Genomic DNA, 24,386 nt, shown 5'->3' with positions numbered 1-24,386 from the left:
TGTTGAAAAAGTTTACGCCATAGTTACTATAAATATGTCCTATGCTTATTCGTACTGTTGTACGGTGCGCTACCCCAAGACTAGAGGCTTTGGTAGCTTTGTATCCCAAATGCTTTGAAAAAGGCGATCGCACTCCTAACTATTTTGCCAAATTTAAGAAGCGATCGCCTCACGCAAAAGGCGCTAGTTTATCGACAGATGTTGCGTGTTCGGAAGATTGCCAGCCAATACTTGCCGGGTTTTGGGGAATTGGGTTTGGGGTAAGGGGAAAGAAAAAACCTTTAACCTTTACCCTTTAACATTTTCCCAAAACCCAATTCCGAGTTCAAAATGCTTTACCCAAGCAGTATTGGATTGCCAGCCTGTTTGTAAATCAGTTGACTGGCATCAGTGTACTTAACCAAAATGTTGAATAATTGCGTCGGCAAATTCAGAACATTTTAAGGGTTCAACTGGCGGTTCTAGCAACCGGGCTAAATCGTAGGTGACTTGACTATTGGCGATCGCATCGCTTAAACCTTTCTTAATTAGGTCTGCGGCTTCTTGCCAACCCAAAAATTCCAGCATCATCACACCAGACAAAATCACTGAACCAGGATTAATCCGATCTAAGCCGGCGTGTTTGGGTGCAGTGCCGTGGGTAGCTTCAAATATGGCACTAGAATCACCAATATTTGCTCCTGGTCCCATTCCCAATCCCCCAACAATGGCAGCAGCAGCATCAGACAAATAATCGCCGTTCAAGTTCATCGTCGCCAAAATCGAATACTCATCCGGTCTGGTTTGGATTTGTTGAAAAATACTGTCAGCAATTCGGTCATTCACCAAAACTTTCTCTTTCCATTTGCCATCGCCGTGGGTTGCCCAAATTGTGTTAAGAACAGTTTCAACTTCCTTGACAACTTGCGCTTTCTTATCTGGGGTAAGATTATCAAACCCAGGCTCAATCTGGCGGGCGTTTTCTTCCAAGGAAATATTGGGATTTTTTTCCTTGTTACTCAAAATCCAAGATTCTTGTTCAGTGACAGTTTCTTGGCGGAATTCACTAGTTGCTAGTTCATAACCCCAGTCGCGGAAAGCCCCTTCGGTGTACTTCATGATGTTGCCCTTATGCACCAAAGTCACTTGTTGCTTGTTTTTGGGTAATAGCAAGGCGTGTTTAATGGCACGTCTCACTAGGCGCTGAGAACCAGTTTTGCTGATGGGTTTGATGCCAATACCAGAATCAAGAGGAATGCGTTTTTTCCCATGTTCTGGGGTGGCGGGGATTAGTTCTTCATTGAGAATTTTAATTAAGCGATCGCCGATTTCGCTACCTTGTCGCCACTCAATGCCTAAATAAATATCTTCTGTATTTTCCCGATAAACAATTACATCCAGCTTTTCGGGATTTTTGTGGGGTGAGGGCGTACCTGCATAGTAACGGCAAGGACGCACGCAAGCATACAAGTCAAAAATTTGTCGCAGCGCCACATTTAAAGAACGAATTCCCCCGCCAATGGGAGTAGTCAAAGGCCCTTTAATAGCTACACCATATTCTTCAATTGCTGTGAGAGTGTCTTGAGGTAAATACTGATAAGTACCGTATAAATCACAAGCTTCGTCTCCAGCGTAAACCTTAAACCAGCTAATTTGACGCTGACCCTTATATGCTTTAGCTACCGCAGCATCGAGAACTTTTTGGGTAGCAGGCCAGATGTCTATACCTGTGCCGTCGCCGCGAATAAAGGGGATAATTGGATTGTCCGGTACGATTGGTTCACCATTTTTGAAGGTGATTTTTGCTCCGGCTGCGGGGGGGGTAATCTTTTCGTACATCGTTCACACACTCCTAATCGATACGCTGCTAGTTAAAAAACCTTATGTGGGAGGCTTGTATTTTGGGTACTGGGGATTGGGTATTGGGTACTGGGGATTGGGAAGAGACACGAGGTGATTTTTTCAATAATTCACCCTTGTCCTCCATGTCCCCTCAGTCGTAGTACCCATTCCCTAGTCCCCAGTTCCCAGTTCCCAGTCCCTAGTCTCCAGATTTTCCCCCTATTCCCCTTGTACATTATTTGGGGATTTAGTGTGGGATTCAGTGAAGCGATCGCAATTTTGTACGATCAAAAATAGTAAACTACTTTTCGCTATCAGTGCTTCACTTTAGAGAATGCCCGATAGCTTACCGCTCTTTCACTGACCGTTAACACAAGAATGGCATGACAGACCCAATGATTTTATCAGGCCCTGCAAATGACATCGACTCCCTCCGACGACCGTTAATCGCTGGGTCTGAAAAAGTCCAACAGCAGATAATCCCACAATTAGCTGAGTTGGGTAATGAGGGATTAGACGTGTTGATGGAATTTTTACTGAAACGACGTGAGAACCCAGCGAATTGGATTGATGGCAAAGCTTACCAAGTCCTCTACAACTCTGATGCACCTCAAGCCAAAGAATTTCTGCGCTCTTGTTTTCCTGAGGGAATTGTACCTCTAAAATCAGAGTGCGGGATTAACTACAATTCTTTGCAACAGCTACTTGCTGTTCAAGACTTCCAAGCAGCTGATCGCGTCACCATCGAAAAAATGTGTGAACTATCAGGGCCAACAGCTGTACAACGAAAATGGTTGTATTTTACTGAGGTAGAAAATACCTCGGCTATTGACTTGCAAACCATTAACAACCTCTGGTTAGTCCACTCCGAAGGTAAATTTGGCTTTTCAGTGCAGCGAGAAATCTGGTTAAGTTTGGGTAAAAATTGGGAGAATTTCTGGCCGAAAATTGGCTGGAAAGCAGGTAATACGTGGACGAGATACCCTAATGAGTTTACCTGGGATTTGAGTGCGCCTAAAGGTCACTTACCCCTCTCTAATCAACTTCGGGGAGTACGAGTCTTTGCTTCTTTACTCTCTCACCCTGCTTGGACACAGTTATGAGTTAGAAGTTATTAGTTATGAGTTGAAGAGGTTTTTAATTTAAAACTTAAAACTCAAAACTTAAAATCCCTAACTCCTAACTCCTAACTATTAACTTTAATCAGATCATGGCAAATGTTCGTCTAGAAGATATTAAGCGTAGATTCAATAATGTCACCGCTATTGAGGATATTACCTTTGAAATTCCTGATGGCGAATTTTGGGTTTTAGTCGGGCCATCAGGTTGTGGTAAGTCTACAATTTTGCGAACGATCGCTGGTTTAGAAACCGCTACATCAGGTAAACTCTTTATTGGCGATCGCTTGGTGAATAATATCCCAGCCAGACAACGGGATGTAGCGATGGTGTTCCAAAACTACGCTCTCTATCCTCACATGAGTGTGGCGGAGAACATCGCTTTTGGCTTGCAAATGCGGAAGGTTGACCGCAAAATCATTCAAGAACGGGTGATGAATGTGGCGCGATCGCTTTCTCTAGATCACTTGCTGGATCGTAAACCCAAACAACTTTCTGGGGGACAGCAACAACGGGTAGCATTAGGGAGAGCGATCGCTCGTGAACCACAAGTATTTTTACTTGATGAACCCTTATCTAATTTAGATGCCCAATTGCGCGATGATACAAGGGCAGAATTGAAACAGCTACATCAAGAATTAGGCATTACAACTATTTACGTCACCCACGATCAAGTTGAAGCGATGACTTTGGCTGATAAAATCGTCGTACTAAATCGAGGGCGGATTCAACAAATCGGCGATCCTCAGACTATTTATGCAAGTCCTGCTAATCAGATGGTGGCAAGTTTTTTAGGCAATCCACCAATGAATATTTTGCCTGCAATCTATGAAAATAACGGTTTTGATGTGAGTGGACAGTTATTAGAAATTCCAGCAGATGTGAAAGAGAAATTACATTTGCGTCAGGGACACAGTTTTAATTTGGGGATTCGTCCAGAGCATATAAAAATTAACACGAACGCAGAGGGGGCGAAACATCCCGCAACCATTAACAGGACTCAAAATTCAGGGCTGCTATCGGTTGAAGTTAGACTGGTGGAACCTCTGGGAAGGGAAACTTTGATTCGTGCTGGTTTACCTGGTTCGGCGGTGGTGTTGAATATTCAGGTAGGTGGGGATGTGCGTCCGCGTCCAGGCGATCGGCTTTCTCTACAGCTCGATTTGAATCAATTGTTTGTGTTTGATCCCAAAACTGGAGACAGAATATTATAAGCGGGTAACTCTGACTTTGCTCTTGCGTCGTGCGATCGCGGTCATTTGTTAACCCAATAGCGAAAATTTGCTGTATCTCTTGCTGAGTAAGAATCTTGGCTGGCCCATGCCGATTTACTTTCACCTTTGGCCGCTACACCCCGTTAACTGTTAATTTTCAGGTTACAGCAGTGAGAAGTGTTTATATCCATAATCAGGATGAAATAATGATTCAATCACTACAAAAACTATTTACATTTGATGAATATTTAGAGTTTTTAGAAACACAACCGGAAAACATTCGTTATGAATTACACGATGGAGATATTATTCAAATGCCGCCACCATCAGGCAAACACGAGCAAATAGTAGCATTTTTAACAATGATGTTAGGGTATGAGTGTCTTCGTCTTAAACTTAATTACGGTATACCTAAAACCGCCACAGTGAAGCCAGAAAATAAAATGTCAGGGTACTATCCTGATGTTTTATTAATGAATTTTTCTAACTTGGGTAATGAACCATTATGGGAGAAACAATCTATTCTTAGTAAACCAGATTCAATTCCATTAGTAATTGAAGTCATCAGTACTAACTGGAGAGATGATTATCATAAAAAGTTTGCTGACTATGAAGAAATGGGTATTCAAGAATATTGGATTGTGGATTATGCTGCTTTGGGTAGCAAAGAATTGATAGGCGACCCCAAACAGCCAACAATCACAATTTACTCTTTAAGTGATGAGGGTGAATATCGTGGTAAACAGTTTAGAGGAGACGACCGTATAGAGTCGCCAACATTTCCAGATTTAAATCTAACTGTTGAACAAACTTTTTCAGTGCGTTATTGATGAATTAGACCGTAACCGCCGCAAGTCTTCAACCACTGGGATTGATCGAGTAGCTAGCTTCCTTTTAGTGTTTGACTTCTTAATAATCAGCCGTAGTCTAACGATACCCTTGGTTGTGTAAATGTCTTCAGTCAGCAGGGTACAGGCTTCGCGGATTCTTGTAGCACCGAACAGGCACACGCCAAATATTGTGCAATCTAAAAAAGTTTATTAAACTGCCAGTAATAATCGCAAATTTCCAATTTTTTGTAGCCAGAATCTAAGAAAATAAAAACTGCAATAGAGACTTAATGGATTCGCTGCAAAAACTTATATGACTATTAATCGACGCCATTTCTTGTTTTTACTCACAGCAGGTGCGGGTGCTTTTACATTAGAGGCTTGTGCATTGGCAGAGAAATCTCCTGACCAAGGAAACACTGCAACTCCCAACACAACTCCCAACACAACACCAAATACAACAGGGGCTATCCAACTACCACCTTTAGCTTACGCCTACGAAGCACTGGAGCCACACATTGATGGCAAAACGATGCAGTTTCATCATGATAAACACCATGCAACTTATGTAAAAAACTTGAATGCAGCGTTAGAAAAACACCCAGAACTCAAAGGCAAAAGTGTTGAAGAACTGTTGCAAAAACTTGACAGTGTACCACAAGATATTCGCAGAACAGTACGCAATAATGGCGGTGGTCATGTCAACCACTCAATGTTCTGGGAAATTATGAAGCCCAAAGGTGGGGGAGAACCAACAGGAAATATTGCCTCCGCAATTAATCAAAATTTTGGCAGTTTTGCAGCTTTTAAAAAACAGTTTAACGAAGCTGGTGCTGGTCGTTTTGGTAGTGGTTGGGTTTGGCTAGTGCGTAACAAAGATGGCAAGCTGGAAGTCACAACTACAGCTAACCAAGATAGTCCCTTAAGTGAAGGAAAATATCCCATCCTCGGTAATGATGTATGGGAACATGCATATTATCTCAATTACCAAAATCGCCGTGCCGATTATTTAGATGCTTGGTGGAACGTGATTAATTGGGATGAGATTAACAAGCGATTTGCAGCAGCAAGTAAATTTGCTTAAACATTGGGACAAGGAAATAAATAAAAGTTGATCTTCCGTTCCTGTCAAAGTAATTCGTAATTACAATGAGTAGACACTTGTACCCTTTATAATTACGAATTACGAATTACGAATTAATTAAAGGGGTTTTTGAGTAGGTACACCAATAGCACGGGGAAACTGAACTGGTGTGGTAGCTACCTTACGCAAATACACGCAGTGCCGGATGCTGTGACTCAGGGGTGTTGTAAATTGTTCGATTGATTCAATGACGCCACCCAACTGCTTCACAGCATTCTGCAAAGCAGTTGTTTCGTCCTCTATCCAATTACCGCGATAAATTATGGCTAAACCTCCCTGTTTGAGCAGTGGTAAAGTATATTCTGCACAGACGGAGGCTGCCCCTACAGCACGGATCAATGCAATATCGTAAGCTAGTCGATGCTGGGGATGCTGACCGATTTCTTCAGCCCTACCAACAAGAGTTTTGACATTGGTAAGGGTAAGTTCAGTTAATATATTGTCGAGAAAATTAATTTTTTTCCGTGTGGAATCCAGAAGAGTAATGGTGCAATTAGGTACAGTAATTGCCACTGGAATACCCGGAAAACCCGCGCCTGTACCAATATCGATGAGAGCAGGGGAAGCCGGGGATAAATTTGCTGATAACAGGGGTGCAATTCCTCGTAGAGAATCCCAGAGATGTTTTTCCCAAAACTCTTGGGGGTCAGTAATCCGAGTTAAATTTAGTTGGCGATTACCTTCTAGGATTAACTCATAAAGTTTTTGGAATTGTTCCTGCTGTTCGACATTTGGCTGCCAATTGAGAGTTTGCTGCCAGATTTCTGCCATCTCAGGCAATTTGTCATTTGTCATTTGTCATTTGTCATTTGTCATTGGTCATTTGTCAGGAATTATTATTCTCCTCTGCTCCCCTGCCCCCCTGCTCCCCTGCTTCCCCTGCTCCCCTGCTCTTTTCTTATACGGATGGTAGAGGTTCTTTAACTTTGGATTCTAGTGTCTTTGGGTCTACTGATTGTAGTTCGCCGTGGTTGAGTGTCCAACAACGATCTGCGATCGCTAACAAATCCCCAGGATCGTGTGTCACTATCAACAGTGTCCAATCTTGTTTCAGTTTCGCTAATAAATTTACCAGTTGCCGACGCATTGACCAATCTAATCCTGCTGTGGGTTCATCCAATAACAGTAAATTTGGCTGGCGAATCAATTGCACTGCTAAAGCTAAACGTCGTTGCTGACCACCACTCAAAGCATGGGGGGCGGCGGAAAGCGATAAATGCTCTAATCCCACCTCACTCAACGCCTGTCTGACTCGTTCTGACCCTAATTCAGGATGTCCTAAACGCAATTCTTCTAAAATTGAACCACCGCAAAAGTGCCGCTCTGGAAATTGAAATACCAACCCAGCCAATTGTTGTAGCTGTTCGGGCATAAGTTCTTGTTCCCGCCAGAACAGTCCGCCAGTAGTGGGTTCAGCTAGTCCCGACAAAATCTCTAGTAAGGTACTTTTTCCCGAACCACTCGGGCCAATAATCAGACCTAGCTGCTGGGGTGCTAATTCCAAGTTGATCGATTTGAGAATCGCTGTTGGACACGCTGTAGGGTGATAAATTAGATTTCGGAGATAGAGCATTTGTTAAGATTACCAAAAAGTCAGCAAATTACTGATTAGCTACACTGAGAGCATCTGAAAAATTCAAAGAAAGGATTAACACCTTAATCTAGCAGCAAAAATTATCCACATTTTTCTCCATTGTGGCAGACTCACCCTTAAACAATGGCTATAACCAGCCTGGAAACATGGAAAAATGACTAAAGTCAACCTCTATATAAAAAATTTTGCTTGAAGCAGAGGCAAGTTAAAATTAACCATTTTTTGCATTCTAAGTAACACATACAACTATTTCAACCGCAATTATTCTAAGGGTTAAAATGACTAAAAGGTTTTCTTCGCCTCGATTAGTAGTGTCTGCTAAATTCACTACCCTTACTCAGACTGCTTTTGCTGCTGCGATCGCCTTTGGCGTTGCCCCTTGGGCAATCGCACTTAATTTGGGGGTAAATTCCTCCCTGGCTGGCGATCCGTTTCGCGATCGCGAACCTCATCAAATTGGTGACCAAACAGAAGCAGCTTTTAAAGCAATTTTCCAACAAGGCAACTATCCAGCCGCAGAGCGTTATCTGGCACAAGCAGTATCCAAAGAGCCAAATGAACCTTTAGCTTATGCGATGAAGGCATCTTTAGCATACGGAAATAAAGATTGGGCTAAACTAGGCACTTATAGTCAGAAAACTCTAGAAAACGGACAAAAACTGATTTCTAGCGATCCATTGCGTGGTAATTTATACACTGCTGTTGGCCATTTTTTAGAGGGTGCAGTAGTTCTTACCCGTGAAGGTACTGTAAATGGTGTACCGCAAGCTTTTAGTCGGTTGCGACAAGTTTATGAATATTTAGACAAAGCCGAAGCAATTTCTGCCAACGATCCAGAACTGAATTTAATCAAAGGCTATATGGATTTACTGTTAGCGGTTAATTTGCCTTTTGCTAGCCCAGATCAGGCAATTAGACGTTTAGAACAAAATGCTGCTCCTCAGTATCTAGTGGATCGGGGTGTTGCCCTTGCTTACCGAGATTTAAAACGGTATCCACAGGCACTAGAGTATGTCAACCGGGCGATTAAAACCACATCCGATAATCCGGAAATTTATTATCTCAAAGCCCAAATCCTTAAACAACTGGGTCAAAAAGAAAAAAGCCAACAGATGATCCAGGAAGCGATCGCTAATTTTGACAAAGCATTGACTAAAAAATCTCAACTCCCAGGTGATTTAGTCAAACAAATTGAGGGTGAACGCAACAGGGCTGCTAGCCTCAATAATCCTGGATAATCGGGCATAGGGACTTGTACTGAGCAGTTCGACAGGCTCACTGTGAAACTTTGTTGAAGTATTGGGCATTGGCGATTAACTTTTTCCCAATGCCCTATGCCCCATTCCCCATGCCCTACTTTGATATGCTTATTTCCAGAAGAGTAATTGAGATATTAGACCAAAATGGAGATTCAGTTCCGCGAAATTAATCCTTTTGATATGTGGATTTGGCTAAAATTCAGCACAAATCCTTCTGCGCGTGAAAAGCAATATGTAGAAGAAGTTTTCAATTCCTGGTTTTATCTAGGTAAATTGGGTGCATTTAATGCCGAGAATCTTCAGGTGCAGGACACTGGACTTGATATCAGCTACATGAATTATGATGAACAAGGATATGACAAAAGTCTGCTAGCACTGATGCATAATATCGGTGAGTTTGAATATGAGGGCCAGTGGGGGCGTTGTTGGTTTGATTTGGGAACGAGTGATGCGATCGCTCTAGATATTTTAATCAATGCCCTCACTCAGCTAAGTCAGGAATATGTCACCATTGAAGAATTGTACATCGGCGGCGAAAATCCAGATTGGCCGATTGAGGATAGCGAAAGTCGTCCTCAGTCTATTTACGATAATTAGTTACAAAAATGAATAAAGCAGGTGAAATTCGGGTAATAGCCTTGGGGCTAATTCGGGATGACGAACGCATATTTCTTTCTGAAGGCTACGATCCCGTCAAACAAGAAACCTTTTATCGTGCTTTGGGCGGTGGGGTTGAATTTGGGGAAACCAGCCACGACGCTTTAAAACGGGAGTTTCAAGAAGAAATTCAGGCAGACTTAACGAATATTAAATATCTAGGTTGTATAGAGAACTTGTTTACATTTAATGGTAGGCAAGGTCATGAAATTATTCAGCTTTATCAATGTGACTTTGCTGATTCAAAATTTTATCAACTGGAAAGTTTAATTTTTTCAGAATCACAAAATCATAAGCATAGAGCTTTATGGATAGATATCTCTCGCTTTCAATCTGGAGAATTAAGATTAGTACCTGAAGTATTTTTTGAATATTTATAAATAATCAAATTATCTCTGGTTGCACTCTCGTCTGATTGAGTGCATTGCAATACTATTCGGGTTTTGCATTTTAAACTTAGAATTTGGTTTGGGAAAAGGTTAAAGGGTAAAGGTTAAAGGTTTTTTCCTTCCCCTTTTTCCCTTAACGGACAAGTATTAGGGTGCATTGGGGTTATTAGGGTGCGATCGCTCTCAATAGCAGAAATAATTGAGTATTTTTGTATTTGGAAGTCCTAATGAAATGCTGTACTTAGTCGTTCAAGTTGGGCTTCAATAGCTGCCAAAAGTTGAGGTTGCTGCCAATCTTGGCTAAGATGGGCGGCTATACAAGCGGCTCCAGCACCCATACCTTCTTTCACAAAGCCCTCCTCATAAGCTCTCAGTTGGGGATAACGAGAATTAGCAAAGCTCAGATAAGTTCCCAATAGAGGAGGGGTTATTCCACTCTGAGTTAAGCTGCTTTTTCCTAAGTTGAGGGCTAAGTCAACTGTAGCGCCAGTAGGGTCTTCTGCTACCCAGCGGGTTGTGCCCACAACTACTGCTTCTGGTTGCCATGATAAGGCGTAAGCTTGAGCGATCGCACTGATGAGCGCATAAACCGCCAGCATTTGCGTCCCACCAGCAAGCATTACACCACAACTACGACTAGCTGCGATCGCCATCCCAGCTACCACCACTTGCATGGGATCACCTACAGCAGCAACAAGTTCCAACGGGTTAACAGGGGAAGATAAGGACAAAGTAAAATTTTCTCCCCCTGCTCCCTGCTCCCTGCTCCCCTTCATCTTCTCCAACCCAGCTTTCACTAATGCAAATTTTTGTGCGTGGTTACAAACAGGGTGGCTACTGTTAACTTTTCCGGCAGCATCTATACCTAAACCAGTTAAGATTGCCAGGGCAGTTGTAGTGCCTCCAACGACACATTCACCGACAATCAGATACCCCTGTTGGATATTGGCAGCAAGGCGTTCTCCCCAAAGTAGCCCTTGTTCAAACAAGTGGTGTACCGTTGTGATTTCCATCGCAGCACCTCCACTTAAACACTTAGCAGGAGCGCCACCCAAATCAATTACTGGCACAGCAGGAGGCTGAGGTAAACCAGCATTAAATAAATGAACTGGTATCTTTAGTGATTCAAAGACAGCGCGAGAAATCAGCACAGGTGAAGCCCCAGCTGCTAATGGAGGTAAGGGATATTGGGCTTTATATTCCGGGCCATAATACAAAAATTCGGCATCTGCACAAGCAGTATATTTCCGATCCTCTGGAGTGCGACCAGCCGCCGAAATTCCTGGAATTAAACCAGTTTCAGTAAATCCTAAAACACAAGCAAATACGGGTAGACAGCCACGATATCGTCGTAGCCATTCTTCACCCTGTTCTTTTTGGGTATAAATACGAATTTGGGAATTGGGCATTGGGCATTGGGCATTGCTGATTAGTTAGGACTCATCATTTAACCAAAAACTAATGACAAATGACAAATGACAAATGACTATACCTCATAATCCATGAGGACTTGTACCCAGCGTGGTGGGCGGGGAATGGGGTTACCCAGACGGTCAAAAAGGAACCATGCTGCTAGGTGTACCACAAAAAGGTAGATAAAGTTGTTGAGTAGAATTAAAGCGATCGCTCCCACTTGAATCAAAAATACGCTGGGACTCACCAACAAACTCAGCTTCAAAAATACCCACTCAATGAACTCAGTCACTTGGGTAATCACATAAATCCACAGGTCTTCACCCGACAATATAGAAAGCAACCACAGCCGAAAAAAAACTCCCAAAGTACCCAACAGCGTACCCAAGGTGATAGAAACAATCCAGGGAACACGACGACGATACCACGTTGCTCCCAAAAGCACGCCCATAAACCCGTAGGGCATGACAAACAGCAAACTGCGGGCTGGCCCCATCAATACTGTCAGCAGTAACCCAGAAGTGAGTGCTGCCATCCAGGCTGCACGTTTGCCCCAACGCAGATAAACTAGAGCGATCGGCACCGGAAAAAATATCCGCAAAACAGGGCCCAAGGGAAAGTAGAAATTAATAAACCAAATTAGGCTAGCGGTACTGGCTAAAAACGCCGTTTCCACCATCCTCAAGGGCGCAACAGCCTTGATTTGAGGAGGCATTAACTGCTGTTCTTTGTCTAACCAATGATTCTGAGGAGTTGGAGATTCAGGCGATGGATCTTTCTCCGGCTCATCTGGCAGAGAATCTAAAATACTCATATCTGACAAGTTCTTAAACTGGGGATTGGGGATTGGGGACTGGTTTTACTTGGGATTGGGAAGATTTATATGGAGATTCATAGCCCAACCAAATCTTACTCATAATTTCTCCCCAGTACCCAGTGCCCAGTCCCAGAGCGCCCATTCATCGCCAACTTTTCTTAGCTGTTCGCGTAGCGTCTCGTAGAGAAGTTGAGGAATCTTGGGCGCGATCGGTTAAACTATCATTCTTTCTAAGGCTGACAAATCGGGAATACAAATAGTATCTTGATCCCGTTTAATCAAGCCTTTTTTTTCTAGCCTTGTCAACACTCGTGTTACTGTTTCCCGCGCCAGTCCGCTCAAACTACTCAATTCCCGATGAGGTAAATTGGGTATTTCGGTTCCTGTCTGCCCTTTTTTTCCCTGTCCTTCTGCCAAAAATAGCAATGTATCTGCTACCCGTGACTGGCTATCAGATTCGCGCAACCGCAATCGGCGATTTACTTGCCGCAATCGTCGTGCCATGAGTTGCGCCAATCTAACTCCTGCCAAGGGTTCTATTTGAAGTAATTTGACAAAATCCTGAGCAGGCATACTACCAATTACCGTCGGGGCTAAGGTAATCACATCTGTGGAACGAGGTACTTCATCTAACGCCGCCATTTCACCAAATAATTCCCCTTTGCCAAGAATATTCAGTGTTACCTCTTTTCCTTCCAGATTGTAGGTGCGAATTTTTACCCATCCATCCATAATAAAATACACAGAACCACCCCAGTCATTTTCCAGCAGAATTACCTGATTGGCTGGGTGAGTACGGGTGACAAGATGGATGAGGGCTGATTCCACAGCGGGTTCTGGCAACCCTTGAAAAAAGGGAGCGGAGGTGATCATCCAGGGATTAGCCTGTGCTTGCAAGCTATATCGGTCTTCCATTACCACATTTTTATTGAAGCTGCTATATACACACAACAAACAAGAGCGCCATTTTTAGCCTAAGCCATCATTGCACAGCTCCCTTTCCAAGAGAAAACTAAACTATGCTACATAAGAAAGCGACAAAAACGTTTTTCTAAATAATCTTTACCTATAAGTTTAAACAGGACAAAAGTTTTGCAAAAAGTAGTTTATAGCCGGCGGTTGTATTGCTTAGGGGCTAGCTGCACTGCAAACTTAATTAGTTAAGAATATAGGCAAACAACATCAATGATACTAAAGGGAGTAAATTATTGCTCAGGTATTTTAGCGATTTGCAAAAATAGGCAACCACTTGACCTGCAAAACTAAGCTTCTCCCACAAACGCTGACTGAATATTGCCACGACTCCCAGTAATCCATAACATAATGACAGTCACAAGTTCAAGTAGTGGCTTTGTCCACTCAAAATTTTTCCTATGGTTGATGCTGCGTATAGCAAGATCCCCATAGGATTACGGTGATTGTAAATTCAGGAGGCAGGAGGTCGTTCGCGCAGCGTGTCGTAGACAAGGCAGGAGGCAGGAGGAACCCACGTTTAAAAACGTGAGATTGAAATAAGGATGCTTTATACCTCGCCCTGTGCATCTCGGTATCATTCTTTTTATAAACTGGGCTTTAGAAGAGTGAAACTTTAGTTTCAATTGATACTCCTAACCTCCTGCCTTCTGCCTCCTGCCTTTTTTGTAATTGTCACATTAGTTGACATAATTTTCTACGTAAGGTGACAAAAGTGACTTCCAGTGCAGATGAAATTCAAAAGTTGATTGCAGACATTGACAACTTGCTTGCCAGCGGTGGCAAGCGCCTGTCTAGATTTCTTTCTGGTCAGGCGCAAGAGCCTAAAGAAGTTTTAGAAAGAATTCGGGACTTCTTGGTGAAGTTGCAAGAAAAAGAAGCATTAGAGAGCGGCATCCCAAATCAGTCTTCTGAAGAATCGCGCTCGCCTTTGTTAACAAAATTTATTGATCGTGATTATAACCAGTATCCACTACCGCAGATTGAACCCAGTCAAGAACAGAATAGTGTTGGCGCCGGACAATTAAAAAATGAATTTTCGAGATTGATTCAGCCGTTGCGATCGGAATTAGAATCGCTTTTGCAAGAGCGAGCCACTCTCATACAGGAAATTAGACAGTTAGAACAAAAACGTTTGCAAAACTACTCCCTAGCGCAACAGTTGACAAACCAGGAGCAGATGATTACCGAGTTTTTACAGGTACTCATGAGTCGTCTTGTGCCAACTTTAACGCCACTGGTAGGACAGACGGGGGAAAATTCCGCCAGTTCTTCAAGAGCACCTAATCACACAAACTCTGCAAGTCAAACTTTTTTAGAATCACCAGACAGTGTGGAGCGGTTAACCCATCTAGCCAGGGAGTTGGATCAACGCCTATTATCCCTAGATGGGACGGTGAATGTAGTCTTTGAGGCACTACAGCGCAACATTAATACTTATTACGAATCCCTGTCGCAAGCATTAGCAAGAATGCATAGCAAGGGGATGCAAGGCGAACAGCTGATGGCCAGCTTTCTCAATAATTTGACCCAGCATTTGCAGCAAGAATCCCCTAGTTCCCAGCCATCTTTCTTGAGGGGAGAATCTGAAACACTATCTTCACCAGCATCATTAGTTGAACCAACTGCGATCGCTGCTGAAGTTACGCCCCAATCTTTGGAGCTTATACAGCCAGAAACTTCATCTCCACTCATTCTTAATTCTGAGGAACAGGAGACTACCCTCACAGAAGATTTAGATGCAGTGCTGTTGCAGCTTGGTTTAGATTCTTCTGAATCTTCTGAAACCACGACCGAATTATCGCAAGATATTTCTGCATTAATTGGTGATGAAGTAGACCAACTTTACGCTAGTTTATTTGGCGTTGGTGATGTTAATAATTCAAGCCTCGATATTGCCACAAATGACTTATCTGCTTCTACAGCCTCTCCATCACCGTTGAATATTGCTGAGGCTCCACCTGTTCCTCAAACTGTTGATTCTACGGTTGTGACACCAGAGACGAGTCTTTCAACCCAAGAGACTTTAGGAGAAACCACAGATTCATCAGAACCACAGGAAGAACTATTTTTTGAAGAGGAGACTAACCTAGACTCACTTCTTAGCTTCTCTACCCCACAAACAGACAGTTTCCCGGTGCAACTCGACACTCAGCCAGCTAGTGTTGATACAATTAATACCCTAACTGACCTATTGCCTGATACTGATAGTGAGCAACAACTGCTGGAAGTATCATCTTCTGTGGAGGATACCACAATTACAGCATCAGTTACTCCTGAAGTAACAGAAATTGAGTTGCCAAAGCCTACTGTTAGCTTCGTGTCTGTCTACGACACGCCGGGCGATCGCAGAGAAAATATTGCCACATCGGAAGCATTAATTCCCGATGATCAGCCAGAACCTTCTTCAGATAACTACATCGCTGCTTCACCCCAAGAAAACTTGCTTTCTATTGAGTCAAACCAGGCTCCAGCCGTACCTGATATTTCTTTAGATGCAGAACAGTTGCAGCAATTAGATCGGGATTTGGCTAATTTTGATCAGCAGCTAAATTCTGAGTTGCAGCCAGCTACTAACCTGGATCTTTTCTCGGAACTACTTGATAACATTCAAGACACAATCCCCACAACTTCCTCTGAAAATCTTCAAGCAGTAGAGAATACCTCAACTGCTGCTTTACCCAGTTTGGCAGTTCCCCTAATAGAAACTGAAAAAAAAAAGGAAGTCACAACTCCTGTTCAAGAAAGTTCTTTACCATCAATTTCCAACTCCATAAATAATCCAGAAGTTTCGCCCAATGTTCTAGAATCAGTCTGGTATTTAGGAATTGATTTAGGTACAACAGGAATTTCTGCCGCATTGTTAAATCGCTCGACTTTTGTTGTACATCCTATCTATTGGTCAGCAGAAAATCCGCCGGGAACAAGTTCCTTCCAGGAATCGTTTCGTTTACCAACAGAGGTTTATCTGCCTACAGCTTCTATCCCTCACGGTGAAAACGAAAGTGTAGAAACACATGAGCAATCGGCACCTGCGGCTGTTGCCCAAGATAAAGTGCCCGATCGCTCGGCTACCACTCCTGCAACACCGAGAGCAACAGCAGATTCGACGACAAATAATCTCTACTCGGCTCAGTTGAAGCCCTATTTACAAGTAGCCATTCCCTACAAGAGTGAACGACAGAAATGGGAACCTGTTTTGCAATTAAATGAATTTTCCGCAGGGCCTTTGATTTGGGTTGTGCGATCGCTCTCTAAGCTACTATTAACCCTCAAATCCGAAAAAACTTGTACTACCCCTAGTTTAATGGCTGCTGCTGTTGGAATCAGCGAACAAAATTTTCCCAAGATTATCAATAATATTGCTGGTGTAATTTGCACCTGTCCATCTAGCTGCTCGGAACAATACCGCTTTAACGTGCGGGAAGCTTTACTCACTAGCAAACTCATTCAACATCCACAGCAAGTCTTTTTTGTCGAAGAAGCGATCGCTAGTTTACTCCCGGAACTCGATGCTGCTAACGGTGAGCAAATAAAATTAAGCGATGCTCAAGGTTCTCATCCAGCAAAAACCAGCGAACATCCCATTGTTGGCAACACCCTTGTGATTAACATTGGGACAACTGCCACAGAAATGTTGCTGGTGAATGTACCAGAAAGCTTGCAGCAATTGACATACAATGATTTCATGCTCCACAGTTTTGCTTATGCTGGCAAGGGAATTGAGCAAGATATTATTTGCCAACTGCTATTGCCACCGAAATCTCGGCAATCACGCTCAGAAACACCAAGCCGCAAAACTACTACCAGTAATCCTTGGCAATGGCAACCCTCAATTCCTGGTTTAGACCAAATGCGTTGGCAGACTTTAGGGTTGGAAGAATTAGAACTACCCAGAGTCGGAGAACCAGATATCACCGCTCGAATTCGCCTCCAGCAGCGTCTAGAAAGTTCTCTACTGGGACAGGCGGTATTAGATGCGGCATTAGCCTTAAAGCTGATTTTGCAACACCAAGACTCTTTTACCCTGGAATTAGCCGATCAACGGTGGATTTTGCAGCGACGAGACTTAGAAAGCCAGGTATTTATCCCCTTTGTGCGCCGCCTGAATCGAGAACTCAACAAGTTATTGGTAGCTCGTGGCATCCCTACAGAATCCATTAATCAAGCGATCCTGACTGGTGGAGTGGCTTGTGTCGGGACGGTGAACCGTTGGCTACGGCAAAAACTCCCCAGTGCCAAGATTATGCAAGATTTATATCTCGGCGAAAACGGCGCTCCTAATTGCAGTCGGGTTGCTTATGGTTTGGCGATGCTGCCTCTGCATCCCCAAATATTAGATATACCCAGGCAACAATACACTGATTATTTCTTGTTTACAGAATTGCTACGGTTGCTACCAGAGCGATCCTTATCTTTCGGTGAAGTTATCCAGTTATTTGAGGGTCGTGGGATTAATACTCGCACTTGTCAGCAACGCTTGCTGGCTTTTTTGGAAGGCGAATTGCCTTCCGGTTTGATACCTTCAGTCACAGAATCAACCTGGCTCACCCAGAGTTCGCAAGAAAATCCTGACTATCAGGCGATCGCCACAGCACCACTTTTTGAAAAACAAGGGAGTCTCACTTATCGTCCCAATTCCCAACAACTGTTGTCTTTGCGTCGCTATCTAGATGCAATCAAGGCTAGTAATCAGCAATCACTGGAGGAACCATACACAGTGAATTTTGCCTTAGAGGTTCATTGAAAGCGACGGAAAACTCCATCCTCTTGTGGGTGGATAGGGATAGTCGCCCCGTCGCTTGGGGTATTGGACATTGGGCATTAGTAACTTCTTTCCCATGCCCCATTCCCCATGTCCAAAAACTTTATCTCCTTATGGGTGGAGTTTTTCATCAAAAATGATACGTATCGGCTCAAAACTCCAAATGCTTACTTCATAAGCATTTGGAGTTTTGCAAAGTGCTACTAGTACTTCAAGAAAGTAACTTTTTGGATGTGTACCGTAGTAGGATCTTTTTTATTGGATGGAAAAAATATTGTAGATTTACAATCTATCACTTTAATTGAAAGATTCTGTAAATTTTGGGTTTTTGGTTTTTTTATTGGTTAAAATTTGTGTATATTAACACTCAGTAGTGGCGACAACCAACAGTAGTAAAAATCGCCTAAAAATTATGTCTTATGTCTACACTACTGATGCAAAAATTCCTGTTATAAAATAAGTTAGCCCTCGTGAATAATCTTTATCTTTATTCAGTTAATTGTTCGCAACAGCCTTCACACCCTTCAACTTTAAGTGTGAGAAAACGATTAATTGACATTGTTGGAGCCATTGTAGGGCTGATTATTACATTTATGGTAGCAATTCCTGTAGCAATTGCTACTTTTATTCATGAGCCAAGTCCAATATTCTATTCCCAAATTCGGTGTGGTTTAAACGGAAAAACTTTCCGCATTTGGAAATTCCGTTCCATGATCGTCGATGCCGATAAACTCAAGCATTTGGTTGAAAACCAAGCTAAAGGTCACATCTTTAAATCTGTTGACGATCCTCGCATTACTCCTGTGGGTAAATTTTTGCGGCGTACTAGCTTGGACGAGTTACCCCAATTTTGGAATGTTTTGCTAGGGGACATGAGTTTAGTTGGTACTCGTCCACCGACTCTTGATGAAGTTAACCATTACGATCCACACCACTGGGATAGATTGCGAGTCAAACCAGGCATTACCGGAGAATGGCAGGCTAATGGACGTTCCAGCATTACAGACTTTGAAACCATTGTCAAGATGGATATAGATTATCAGCGCAAGTGGTCTGTAACTTATGACCTGAGTCTGATTGTTAAAACTATTTGGGTGGTATTTAAAAAGACTGGTGCTTATTGAATTGGGGATTGGGGATTGGGGATTGGGCAATAATCAATAGTTTTCCTCCCCTGCCCCCTGCCCCCTGCCTCCTGCCCCCTGCCTCCTGCCTCTTGCCTCCTGCCCCCTGCCTCCTGCCCCCTTCAACCCTTGACGCCGCTACCAGTTTCCGTGGGTACAATGTAACGTTGTAAAAACAGAAATAGTAACAAGACTGGGGCGATCGCAATTACTGAGCCAGCAGCTACCAACCGCCAATCAAGGGAAAATGTCCCTGCTAGCTTCGCGACGCCCAAAGGAAGAGTGTATAAACTTTCGTCTTGGATGACAATTAAAGGCCACAAAAAGTCACTCCAAGCACCAATGAATACGAAAATAGCTAAAGTTACTAGTGCAGGGCGAACTGCTGGTAACATAATATGCCACCATAATCCTAACTCTGAGCTGCCATCCATCCTGGCGGCTTCTTCTATTTCTTTGGGGACACTCATGAAAGCTTGGCGCAACAAAAAAATGCCAAAGGCAGAAGCTAAACTCGGAAAAATCATCCCTAAATAAGTATTTCTCAAACCTAACTGGACTGTCAAAATATAGAGGGGAATCATCACGATTTGGAAGGGAATCATAATCGTAGAGACGATCGCCACAAAAATCCAGTCTCGCCCGACAAAGGACAATCTTGCCAACGGATAGGCAGCTAAAGCGCAAAACAGCAGATTTAAGCCCACAGTCAGCACTGACACCAAAGTACTGTTATACAGATATTGTCCAAAAGGTAGAGAGTTCCACACACTAGAGAAGTTATCTAGTGTTGGTTGACTGGGTAGCAACTGTGGCGGTGACTGAAAAATATTTTCCGTAGGCGATTTTAAGGCTGTACTTATTAGCCATAGCAAAGGAAAGAGCATCACCAGTGCGATCGCTCCCAACAGCGCATACATTAGCAGAATTTGCGATCGTGATTTTTTCCAGTTCAGCATTTGATTTTGCAAATTTTATTTTGTAATTCAACAGGAATGTAAACACTCACGCTAGTTGTTGTTTATTTTGAAAAATATTTAAGGTATATCTAGCTCTAGTTTTAAGAATATTTAATTGGTCAACCTGTGCCAATAATCTGTCTAAGGTTTCAGTTTCGTCATCTGACAAATCATTATCCGAATTTTTAACTAATAATTCCTGTAACTGTATCTGAGCTTTGGGAGATAAATAACTTTCTGCCAATGCTTGCAACTCATCTAGATTTAAACCAATCAATAATTCTGAATCTACAGATAAGTTAGTTAGCTGTTGATAAGTTTCTAAATCTAACAGTACTCCAACTTTTTTTCCCTCTGTGTTAGTGACATACTGAACTGAGTCAGACATGGCTTTACTTGAGAATTTGCTTAATTTTATTCTAACCTATCATTAAAAATCTGGGAAATTCACCTAATTCTGTTATGGAATTTATTCACATATTAATACAATTAAGTCTCTTCACTTTTTGAACTCCCTAATTCTTCCAGAATATCAAAGAAGTCGTTGAAGTTATTTCATTATCTTTATTCATAATTTTTCCCAATTTATAAAAGGCATTATGTTGCAGAAATTAAATATTTCTCAGATTCTTGAGCCATTAGTCTCATAAAAACGATCTACAGCAGTTATACAATTCTTTATTCATTAAACCAAGATTACTGACTTATTTTAAAAGTCGGTAATCTTGGTATTTCAATTTTTACTAATTAGATTTAATTGCTAGAAAGTCTGATTTTGTACACACACTTTCCAAACAACCTCTTACAGTTTGAAGCAAATTCACAGTAGTTAATCTTCAACCGCGACATAAGGTTTTGGTTCCCGCGAACGTTGGGCAATTTCTTCTCGTCGATACTTTGCAAGTTCGCTGTAAAGCCTCTTGCGAGAGAGATTCACACTTCCAACAGGCTCATGTTCTAGCAGTGTATGCCAAGGGGAAAATAGCGAACCCTCATCTAAACGTTTGCGTTCTTCAAAGTCAAACTTCTGGCTGGGAATGCGGACAGTTGCAACTTTAATAAATGGTGAATCTGCTTCTTGCCATTCTTTAACATGGTCTTCAATTGGCGTTTTTTCATCGTCTACATAAAACTGAATTAGGAAGTCAAAAGACGCTTCTCTTCCTTCTTCAGTCAAATATTTTACCAGCGTTTCTCGAAGGTAATTTTCTGATTCTGGAAGTGTTTCTGGTGGTTGTTCAGGCTGTTGAGATTTGACAGACAATTTTACAATCCGTTCGCCAAACTTAAAGGGAGCCATACTCCAATATTGAATCAAAAGTGGATTTCCTACCTTGTGGCTGCCAATTTTTTGCAAGATAGCAAAGGCGTAACCAAGTTCTTCCAGCCTTTCTGGGCTAAGTTTTCCACTACCTGCTTGAGAAAGATCGGCATAATCACGAACGTCTTTAGTCAAGAAAATCGGATAATTGTTAAGTATAAAATCTTGAGTTTTTTCTTCATCATCCAAGACTTTTTGCCCGTCCACATTCATCACCTTGATGGCGATACCACGAACATCAGGCTGGCTATCGGAGTGGAATTTCCCACGCTTTTGAGGTGAACCACCGCTAGAGAAACGAATCCACACAGGGTAGGTTTGGGGCGTTTTGAACAAACCTACTCTCAGGTCTTCAGGAAGATTGGGTTCAATAATAAACTCTCCCCAAAGGAGTCCATGACTTTTGCTATGAATTTGGCGGAGGTCTGGGCCATTTTTTTGTTGAGCTTGGAGGCTCGTTGCGATAATATCGTCGATTATTGCTTCTTGCTCAGTGGTAGATGACGTTGGGTTAGTCATAAAACATTTTATGAGATGTCTTCATTATCCTGAATCCTTCAACCTTTTCGAGTCAATCCGGTTTCCGTACAAATAGCTTGTAGTGGTTTATCCCAAGGTTCAATCAGTATTTGGGAGATATAGGCAAAATCAAAGACAATTCCGATAGTCGGCTTTGTCTGCCACTGCGGTAAACTGAGCAAGCGATCGTAATATCCACCGCCATAACCCAAACGATATCCTTGATGGTCGCAAGCTACACTGGGGACAAGAATCAAATCTACTTCCGCAGCATCTAAGATTGGAGCGTCAGGATGTGGTTCAGCAATGCCATAAGCGCCGCTTTGGACAGAATCATCAGGTGTCCAAATATGCCAACATAAGGATTTATCAACGCAGCGAGGAAATCCCCAACAGTATTTGGTGTTGGCAAATAGGGGACTGAGGTCAGGTTCTTGGCGAAAGCTGAAATAAGCAAGTATTGTTTTTGCTTGGGTAAACAAAGTAGAGTTTTGTAAATGAGAGCTAATGCGATCGCTTTTTTCTCTCCATTCTCCAATGGACATTGATTGACGTGTTTTGAGTAGAGTGCGACGCAGTTCTGCTTTATTTAGTTGATGATTAACTTTGTCCATAAAATTTATATCGCCAAAAAAATAAGCTGGACATTGCCCAGCTTGTATCACTCTACATTCAGCAGTACATAGTTATACAGCGTGTTGACGATACCACTCAATGGTATTCTTTAGTCCTTCCTCAAAGCTTACTTGAGCCGTGAAATTAAAGGCTTGCTTGGCCCGTTCAGTATCTAAACAACGGCGGGGTTGACCATTAGGCTTGTCAGTTTGCCACACAATTTCCCCCTTAAACTCCATCAATTCGCAGATTAGAGTTACTAAATCCAGGATGGAGATTTCATAACCGGTTCCCAAGTTAACTGGTTCCGATTCGTTATAGAATTGAGTCCCCATCACAATCCCTCGCGCTGCATCTTCTGAATACAGAAACTCACGGGTGGGACTACCATCACCCCAAACAGGGAGTTGTTTTTCCGCTTTAATTTGGGCTTCGTGAACTTTACGAACTAATGCTGGAATAACGTGGGAACTTCCTGTGTCAAAGTTATCTTCTGGGCCATATAAATTGACTGGCAGTAGATAAATCCCATTAAAACCGTACTGCTGACGGTAAGATTGCAATTGAACTAAAAGTGCTTTTTTTGCAATTCCGTAAGGGGCGTTGGTTTCTTCTGGGTAGCCATTCCAAAGATCATCTTCTTTGAATGGTACTGGAGTGAATTTAGGATAGGCGCAGATTGTGCCAACACAAACAAATTTTTCTACTCCAGCTTGATAGGCAGCGTGAATTAGCTGGGTTCCCATGATCAAGTTATCGTAGAACAACTCTGCGGGTTTTTCACGGTTCAGACCGATGCCACCGACATGAGCTGCTAGATGGATGATTATGTCTTGCTGGTCAACTGCACGTTGGCTATTTTCCCAGACACGTAGATCGCAATCGCGCGATCGCGGTATTGTAATTTTCTCGCGATCGGCTCCTGCTTTACACAGTTGATCTATCACCTGACGACCTAGAAACCCCGACCCACCGGTGACGAGAATGCGTTTATTTTTTAGTTCTAAGGCTGTCATATTTTTATCCTCTGTGATCCGAATCAGAAGTGCAAAGCGCCTAGTTTTTGACGAATAGTCGCAATATCATCTGGAAATTGCGAACCATTTCCATTGGGTGAAGTGTGGCCCAATGCTTGTAAGTCTGCTTCTACCATTAAGGAAACTAGTTCTTCAAAGGTTACTGATGGTGTCCAGCCTAGCTTCTCGCGTGCTTTGGTAGAATCGCCAATCAATAACTCTACCTCAGATGGACGGAGGTAACGCTCATCAAACTCTACATAATCTTGCCAATTGAGATTCACATAACTAAATGCCAGTTCCAAAAACTCACGCACTGAGTGGGTTTCACCAGTCGAAATTACGTAATCGTCTGGCTGGTCTTTCTGCAACATCAACCACATTGCTTTCACGTAATCCTTTGCATAGCCCCAATCTCGCTTGGCATCTAGATTACCCATGTAAATCTTTTTCTGCTTCCCAGCAACGATACCAGCCACCGCTCTAGTAATTTTGCGGGTTACAAAGGTTTCACCCCGCCGTGGTGACTCGTGGTTAAAAAGTATGCCGTTACAAGCAAATAAATTATAAGATTCACGATAATTTACAGTTTGCCAGTGAGCGTAAACTTTCGCACAGGCATAGGGACTGCGGGGATAAAAGGGCGTTGTCTCAGTTTGAGGTATTGCTTGTACTAAACCGTACATTTCTGAAGAACCCGCCTGGTAAAATCGCACCTGAATTCCGGTACGATGTTGGTAGTCTCGAATTGCTTCCAACAGACGCAATGTTCCCATTCCTACTGCGTCTACTGTGTATTCTGGTGAATCAAAGCTGACTCTAAGAGGATGTTTTAAAAG

At 42.6% G+C, this 24,386-nt stretch carries 22 protein-coding genes; 10 read left to right on the top strand and 12 right to left on the bottom strand.

Annotated elements, in window-relative coordinates; translation table 11 throughout:
• Nucleotides 1-41: 41 nt before the first annotated feature.
• Nucleotides 42-299 carry a hypothetical protein gene (locus A4S05_RS16150; RefSeq protein ID WP_069070842.1) on the top strand — a complete coding sequence of 86 codons (258 nt, stop codon included), beginning with the start codon at nt 42-44 and terminating at the stop codon, nt 297-299.
• 97 nt (nt 300-396) lie between these two features.
• Here A4S05_RS16150 and A4S05_RS16145 read toward each other — a convergent pair whose 3' ends face one another.
• On the bottom strand, nt 397-1,818 hold the full coding sequence (locus tag A4S05_RS16145; RefSeq protein ID WP_069070841.1) for an NADP-dependent isocitrate dehydrogenase: 1,422 nt from the start codon (nt 1,816-1,818) through the stop codon (nt 397-399).
• A gap of 386 nt (nt 1,819-2,204) precedes the next feature.
• Here A4S05_RS16145 and A4S05_RS16140 point away from each other — a divergent pair, with 386 nt between their 5' ends.
• The 4 genes from A4S05_RS16140 (at nt 2,205) to A4S05_RS16125 (ending at nt 6,067) form a co-directional block, all read left to right on the top strand.
• Nucleotides 2,205-2,924: a GUN4 domain-containing protein gene (locus tag A4S05_RS16140; RefSeq protein ID WP_069070840.1), complete on the top strand. Its 720-nt coding sequence runs from the start codon at nt 2,205-2,207 to the stop codon at nt 2,922-2,924.
• A gap of 107 nt (nt 2,925-3,031) precedes the next feature.
• On the top strand, nt 3,032-4,153 hold the full coding sequence (locus A4S05_RS16135; RefSeq protein WP_069070839.1) for an ABC transporter ATP-binding protein: 1,122 nt from the start codon (nt 3,032-3,034) through the stop codon (nt 4,151-4,153).
• Nucleotides 4,154-4,359: 206 nt separating this feature from the next.
• Nucleotides 4,360-4,983 (top strand): Uma2 family endonuclease, encoded by a 624-nt coding sequence (locus tag A4S05_RS16130; RefSeq protein ID WP_069070838.1) that lies wholly within the window; start codon nt 4,360-4,362, stop codon nt 4,981-4,983.
• A 313-nt stretch (nt 4,984-5,296) separates the two neighbouring features.
• Nucleotides 5,297-6,067: a superoxide dismutase gene (locus tag A4S05_RS16125; protein ID WP_069070837.1), complete on the top strand. Its 771-nt coding sequence runs from the start codon at nt 5,297-5,299 to the stop codon at nt 6,065-6,067.
• Between the two features lie 117 nt (nt 6,068-6,184).
• Here A4S05_RS16125 and rsmG read toward each other — a convergent pair whose 3' ends face one another.
• Both rsmG and A4S05_RS16115 read right to left on the bottom strand, forming a co-directional pair.
• The gene (rsmG, locus tag A4S05_RS16120; RefSeq protein WP_069070836.1) at nt 6,185-6,922 is read right to left on the bottom strand and encodes a 16S rRNA (guanine(527)-N(7))-methyltransferase RsmG; all 738 of its coding nucleotides are present in this window, start codon (nt 6,920-6,922) and stop codon (nt 6,185-6,187) included.
• 103 nt (nt 6,923-7,025) lie between these two features.
• Nucleotides 7,026-7,700, bottom strand: coding sequence for an ABC transporter ATP-binding protein (locus tag A4S05_RS16115; protein ID WP_069070835.1), 675 nt, complete (start codon nt 7,698-7,700; stop codon nt 7,026-7,028).
• 299 nt (nt 7,701-7,999) lie between these two features.
• On the opposite strand from A4S05_RS16115, the gene A4S05_RS16110 reads away from it, so the two are divergent.
• From A4S05_RS16110 to A4S05_RS16100, 3 genes are all read left to right on the top strand, one after another.
• Nucleotides 8,000-8,959, top strand: coding sequence for a Sll0314/Alr1548 family TPR repeat-containing protein (locus tag A4S05_RS16110; protein WP_069070834.1), 960 nt, complete (start codon nt 8,000-8,002; stop codon nt 8,957-8,959).
• Between the two features lie 165 nt (nt 8,960-9,124).
• A complete protein-coding gene (locus tag A4S05_RS16105) occupies nt 9,125-9,577 on the top strand; it encodes a DUF3531 family protein (protein ID WP_069070833.1) in 453 nt (150 codons plus the stop codon).
• A gap of 8 nt (nt 9,578-9,585) precedes the next feature.
• Nucleotides 9,586-10,017, top strand: coding sequence for an NUDIX hydrolase (locus A4S05_RS16100; RefSeq protein WP_069070832.1), 432 nt, complete (start codon nt 9,586-9,588; stop codon nt 10,015-10,017).
• A 233-nt stretch (nt 10,018-10,250) separates the two neighbouring features.
• Here the strand turns inward: A4S05_RS16100 and cobT are convergent, their stop codons facing one another.
• The 3 genes from cobT to A4S05_RS16085 all read right to left on the bottom strand — a co-directional run bounded on the left by cobT (nt 10,251) and on the right by A4S05_RS16085 (nt 13,171).
• Entirely contained in the window at nt 10,251-11,435 is a 1,185-nt protein-coding gene (gene cobT / locus A4S05_RS16095; protein ID WP_069070831.1) for a nicotinate mononucleotide-dependent phosphoribosyltransferase CobT, read from the bottom strand.
• Between the two features lie 77 nt (nt 11,436-11,512).
• Nucleotides 11,513-12,253, bottom strand: coding sequence for a DUF2232 domain-containing protein (locus tag A4S05_RS16090; protein ID WP_069070830.1), 741 nt, complete (start codon nt 12,251-12,253; stop codon nt 11,513-11,515).
• Nucleotides 12,254-12,469: 216 nt separating this feature from the next.
• Nucleotides 12,470-13,171 (bottom strand): Crp/Fnr family transcriptional regulator, encoded by a 702-nt coding sequence (locus A4S05_RS16085; protein ID WP_012409873.1) that lies wholly within the window; start codon nt 13,169-13,171, stop codon nt 12,470-12,472.
• A 772-nt stretch (nt 13,172-13,943) separates the two neighbouring features.
• Between A4S05_RS16085 and A4S05_RS16080 the strand changes: the two genes are divergently transcribed.
• A complete protein-coding gene (locus tag A4S05_RS16080) occupies nt 13,944-17,975 on the top strand; it encodes a hypothetical protein (protein WP_069070829.1) in 4,032 nt (1,343 codons plus the stop codon).
• 488 nt (nt 17,976-18,463) lie between these two features.
• Entirely contained in the window at nt 18,464-19,117 is a 654-nt protein-coding gene (locus tag A4S05_RS16075) for a sugar transferase (RefSeq protein WP_069070828.1), read from the top strand.
• Nucleotides 19,118-19,239: 122 nt separating this feature from the next.
• Here A4S05_RS16075 and A4S05_RS16070 read toward each other — a convergent pair whose 3' ends face one another.
• From A4S05_RS16070 to A4S05_RS16045, 6 genes are all read right to left on the bottom strand, one after another.
• On the bottom strand, nt 19,240-20,076 hold the full coding sequence (locus A4S05_RS16070) for a carbohydrate ABC transporter permease (protein WP_069070827.1): 837 nt from the start codon (nt 20,074-20,076) through the stop codon (nt 19,240-19,242).
• A gap of 46 nt (nt 20,077-20,122) precedes the next feature.
• Nucleotides 20,123-20,464, bottom strand: a complete 342-nt coding sequence (locus A4S05_RS16065) for a hypothetical protein (protein ID WP_069070826.1) — start codon at nt 20,462-20,464, stop codon at nt 20,123-20,125.
• A gap of 441 nt (nt 20,465-20,905) precedes the next feature.
• Entirely contained in the window at nt 20,906-21,916 is a 1,011-nt protein-coding gene (locus A4S05_RS16060) for a catalase family protein (protein WP_069070825.1), read from the bottom strand.
• Between the two features lie 38 nt (nt 21,917-21,954).
• Entirely contained in the window at nt 21,955-22,530 is a 576-nt protein-coding gene (locus tag A4S05_RS16055) for a 5-formyltetrahydrofolate cyclo-ligase (RefSeq protein ID WP_069070985.1), read from the bottom strand.
• 72 nt (nt 22,531-22,602) lie between these two features.
• Nucleotides 22,603-23,547, bottom strand: coding sequence for a GDP-L-fucose synthase family protein (locus tag A4S05_RS16050; RefSeq protein ID WP_069070824.1), 945 nt, complete (start codon nt 23,545-23,547; stop codon nt 22,603-22,605).
• A gap of 23 nt (nt 23,548-23,570) precedes the next feature.
• On the bottom strand, nt 23,571-24,386 hold an 816-nt coding region (locus tag A4S05_RS16045; protein WP_069070823.1), incomplete at its 5' end, for a GDP-mannose 4,6-dehydratase.

Source organism: Nostoc sp. KVJ20 (assembly GCF_001712795.1).
GTDB lineage: Bacteria > Cyanobacteriota > Cyanobacteriia > Cyanobacteriales > Nostocaceae > Nostoc.
The sequence above is the reverse complement of the archived record's forward strand: the minus strand, read 5'-3'. Positions and strand labels throughout refer to the sequence as shown.

Bases quoted from the DNA above. Each gene is read 5' to 3' on its own strand.
- A4S05_RS16110 (WP_069070834.1), top strand. From the start codon at position 8,000: ATGACTAAAAGGTTTTCTTCGCCTCGATTAGTAGTGTCTGCTAAATTC.
- rsmG (WP_069070836.1), bottom strand. From the start codon at position 6,922: ATGACAAATGACAAATTGCCTGAGATGGCAGAAATCTGGCAGCAAACT.
- A4S05_RS16050 (WP_069070824.1), bottom strand. From the start codon at position 23,547: ATGACAGCCTTAGAACTAAAAAATAAACGCATTCTCGTCACCGGTGGG.
- A4S05_RS16145 (WP_069070841.1), bottom strand. From the start codon at position 1,818: ATGTACGAAAAGATTACCCCCCCCGCAGCCGGAGCAAAAATCACCTTC.
- A4S05_RS16130 (WP_069070838.1), top strand. From the start codon at position 4,360: ATGATTCAATCACTACAAAAACTATTTACATTTGATGAATATTTAGAG.
- A4S05_RS16150 (WP_069070842.1), top strand. From the start codon at position 42: ATGCTTATTCGTACTGTTGTACGGTGCGCTACCCCAAGACTAGAGGCT.
- A4S05_RS16085 (WP_012409873.1), bottom strand. From the start codon at position 13,171: ATGGAAGACCGATATAGCTTGCAAGCACAGGCTAATCCCTGGATGATC.
- A4S05_RS16055 (WP_069070985.1), bottom strand. From the start codon at position 22,530: ATGGACAAAGTTAATCATCAACTAAATAAAGCAGAACTGCGTCGCACT.
- A4S05_RS16100 (WP_069070832.1), top strand. From the start codon at position 9,586: ATGAATAAAGCAGGTGAAATTCGGGTAATAGCCTTGGGGCTAATTCGG.
- A4S05_RS16065 (WP_069070826.1), bottom strand. From the start codon at position 20,464: ATGTCTGACTCAGTTCAGTATGTCACTAACACAGAGGGAAAAAAAGTT.
- A4S05_RS16115 (WP_069070835.1), bottom strand. From the start codon at position 7,700: ATGCTCTATCTCCGAAATCTAATTTATCACCCTACAGCGTGTCCAACA.
- A4S05_RS16135 (WP_069070839.1), top strand. From the start codon at position 3,032: ATGGCAAATGTTCGTCTAGAAGATATTAAGCGTAGATTCAATAATGTC.
- A4S05_RS16105 (WP_069070833.1), top strand. From the start codon at position 9,125: ATGGAGATTCAGTTCCGCGAAATTAATCCTTTTGATATGTGGATTTGG.
- A4S05_RS16140 (WP_069070840.1), top strand. From the start codon at position 2,205: ATGACAGACCCAATGATTTTATCAGGCCCTGCAAATGACATCGACTCC.
- A4S05_RS16070 (WP_069070827.1), bottom strand. From the start codon at position 20,076: ATGCTGAACTGGAAAAAATCACGATCGCAAATTCTGCTAATGTATGCG.
- A4S05_RS16125 (WP_069070837.1), top strand. From the start codon at position 5,297: ATGACTATTAATCGACGCCATTTCTTGTTTTTACTCACAGCAGGTGCG.
- A4S05_RS16090 (WP_069070830.1), bottom strand. From the start codon at position 12,253: ATGAGTATTTTAGATTCTCTGCCAGATGAGCCGGAGAAAGATCCATCG.
- cobT (WP_069070831.1), bottom strand. From the start codon at position 11,435: ATGCCCAATTCCCAAATTCGTATTTATACCCAAAAAGAACAGGGTGAA.
- A4S05_RS16060 (WP_069070825.1), bottom strand. From the start codon at position 21,916: ATGACTAACCCAACGTCATCTACCACTGAGCAAGAAGCAATAATCGAC.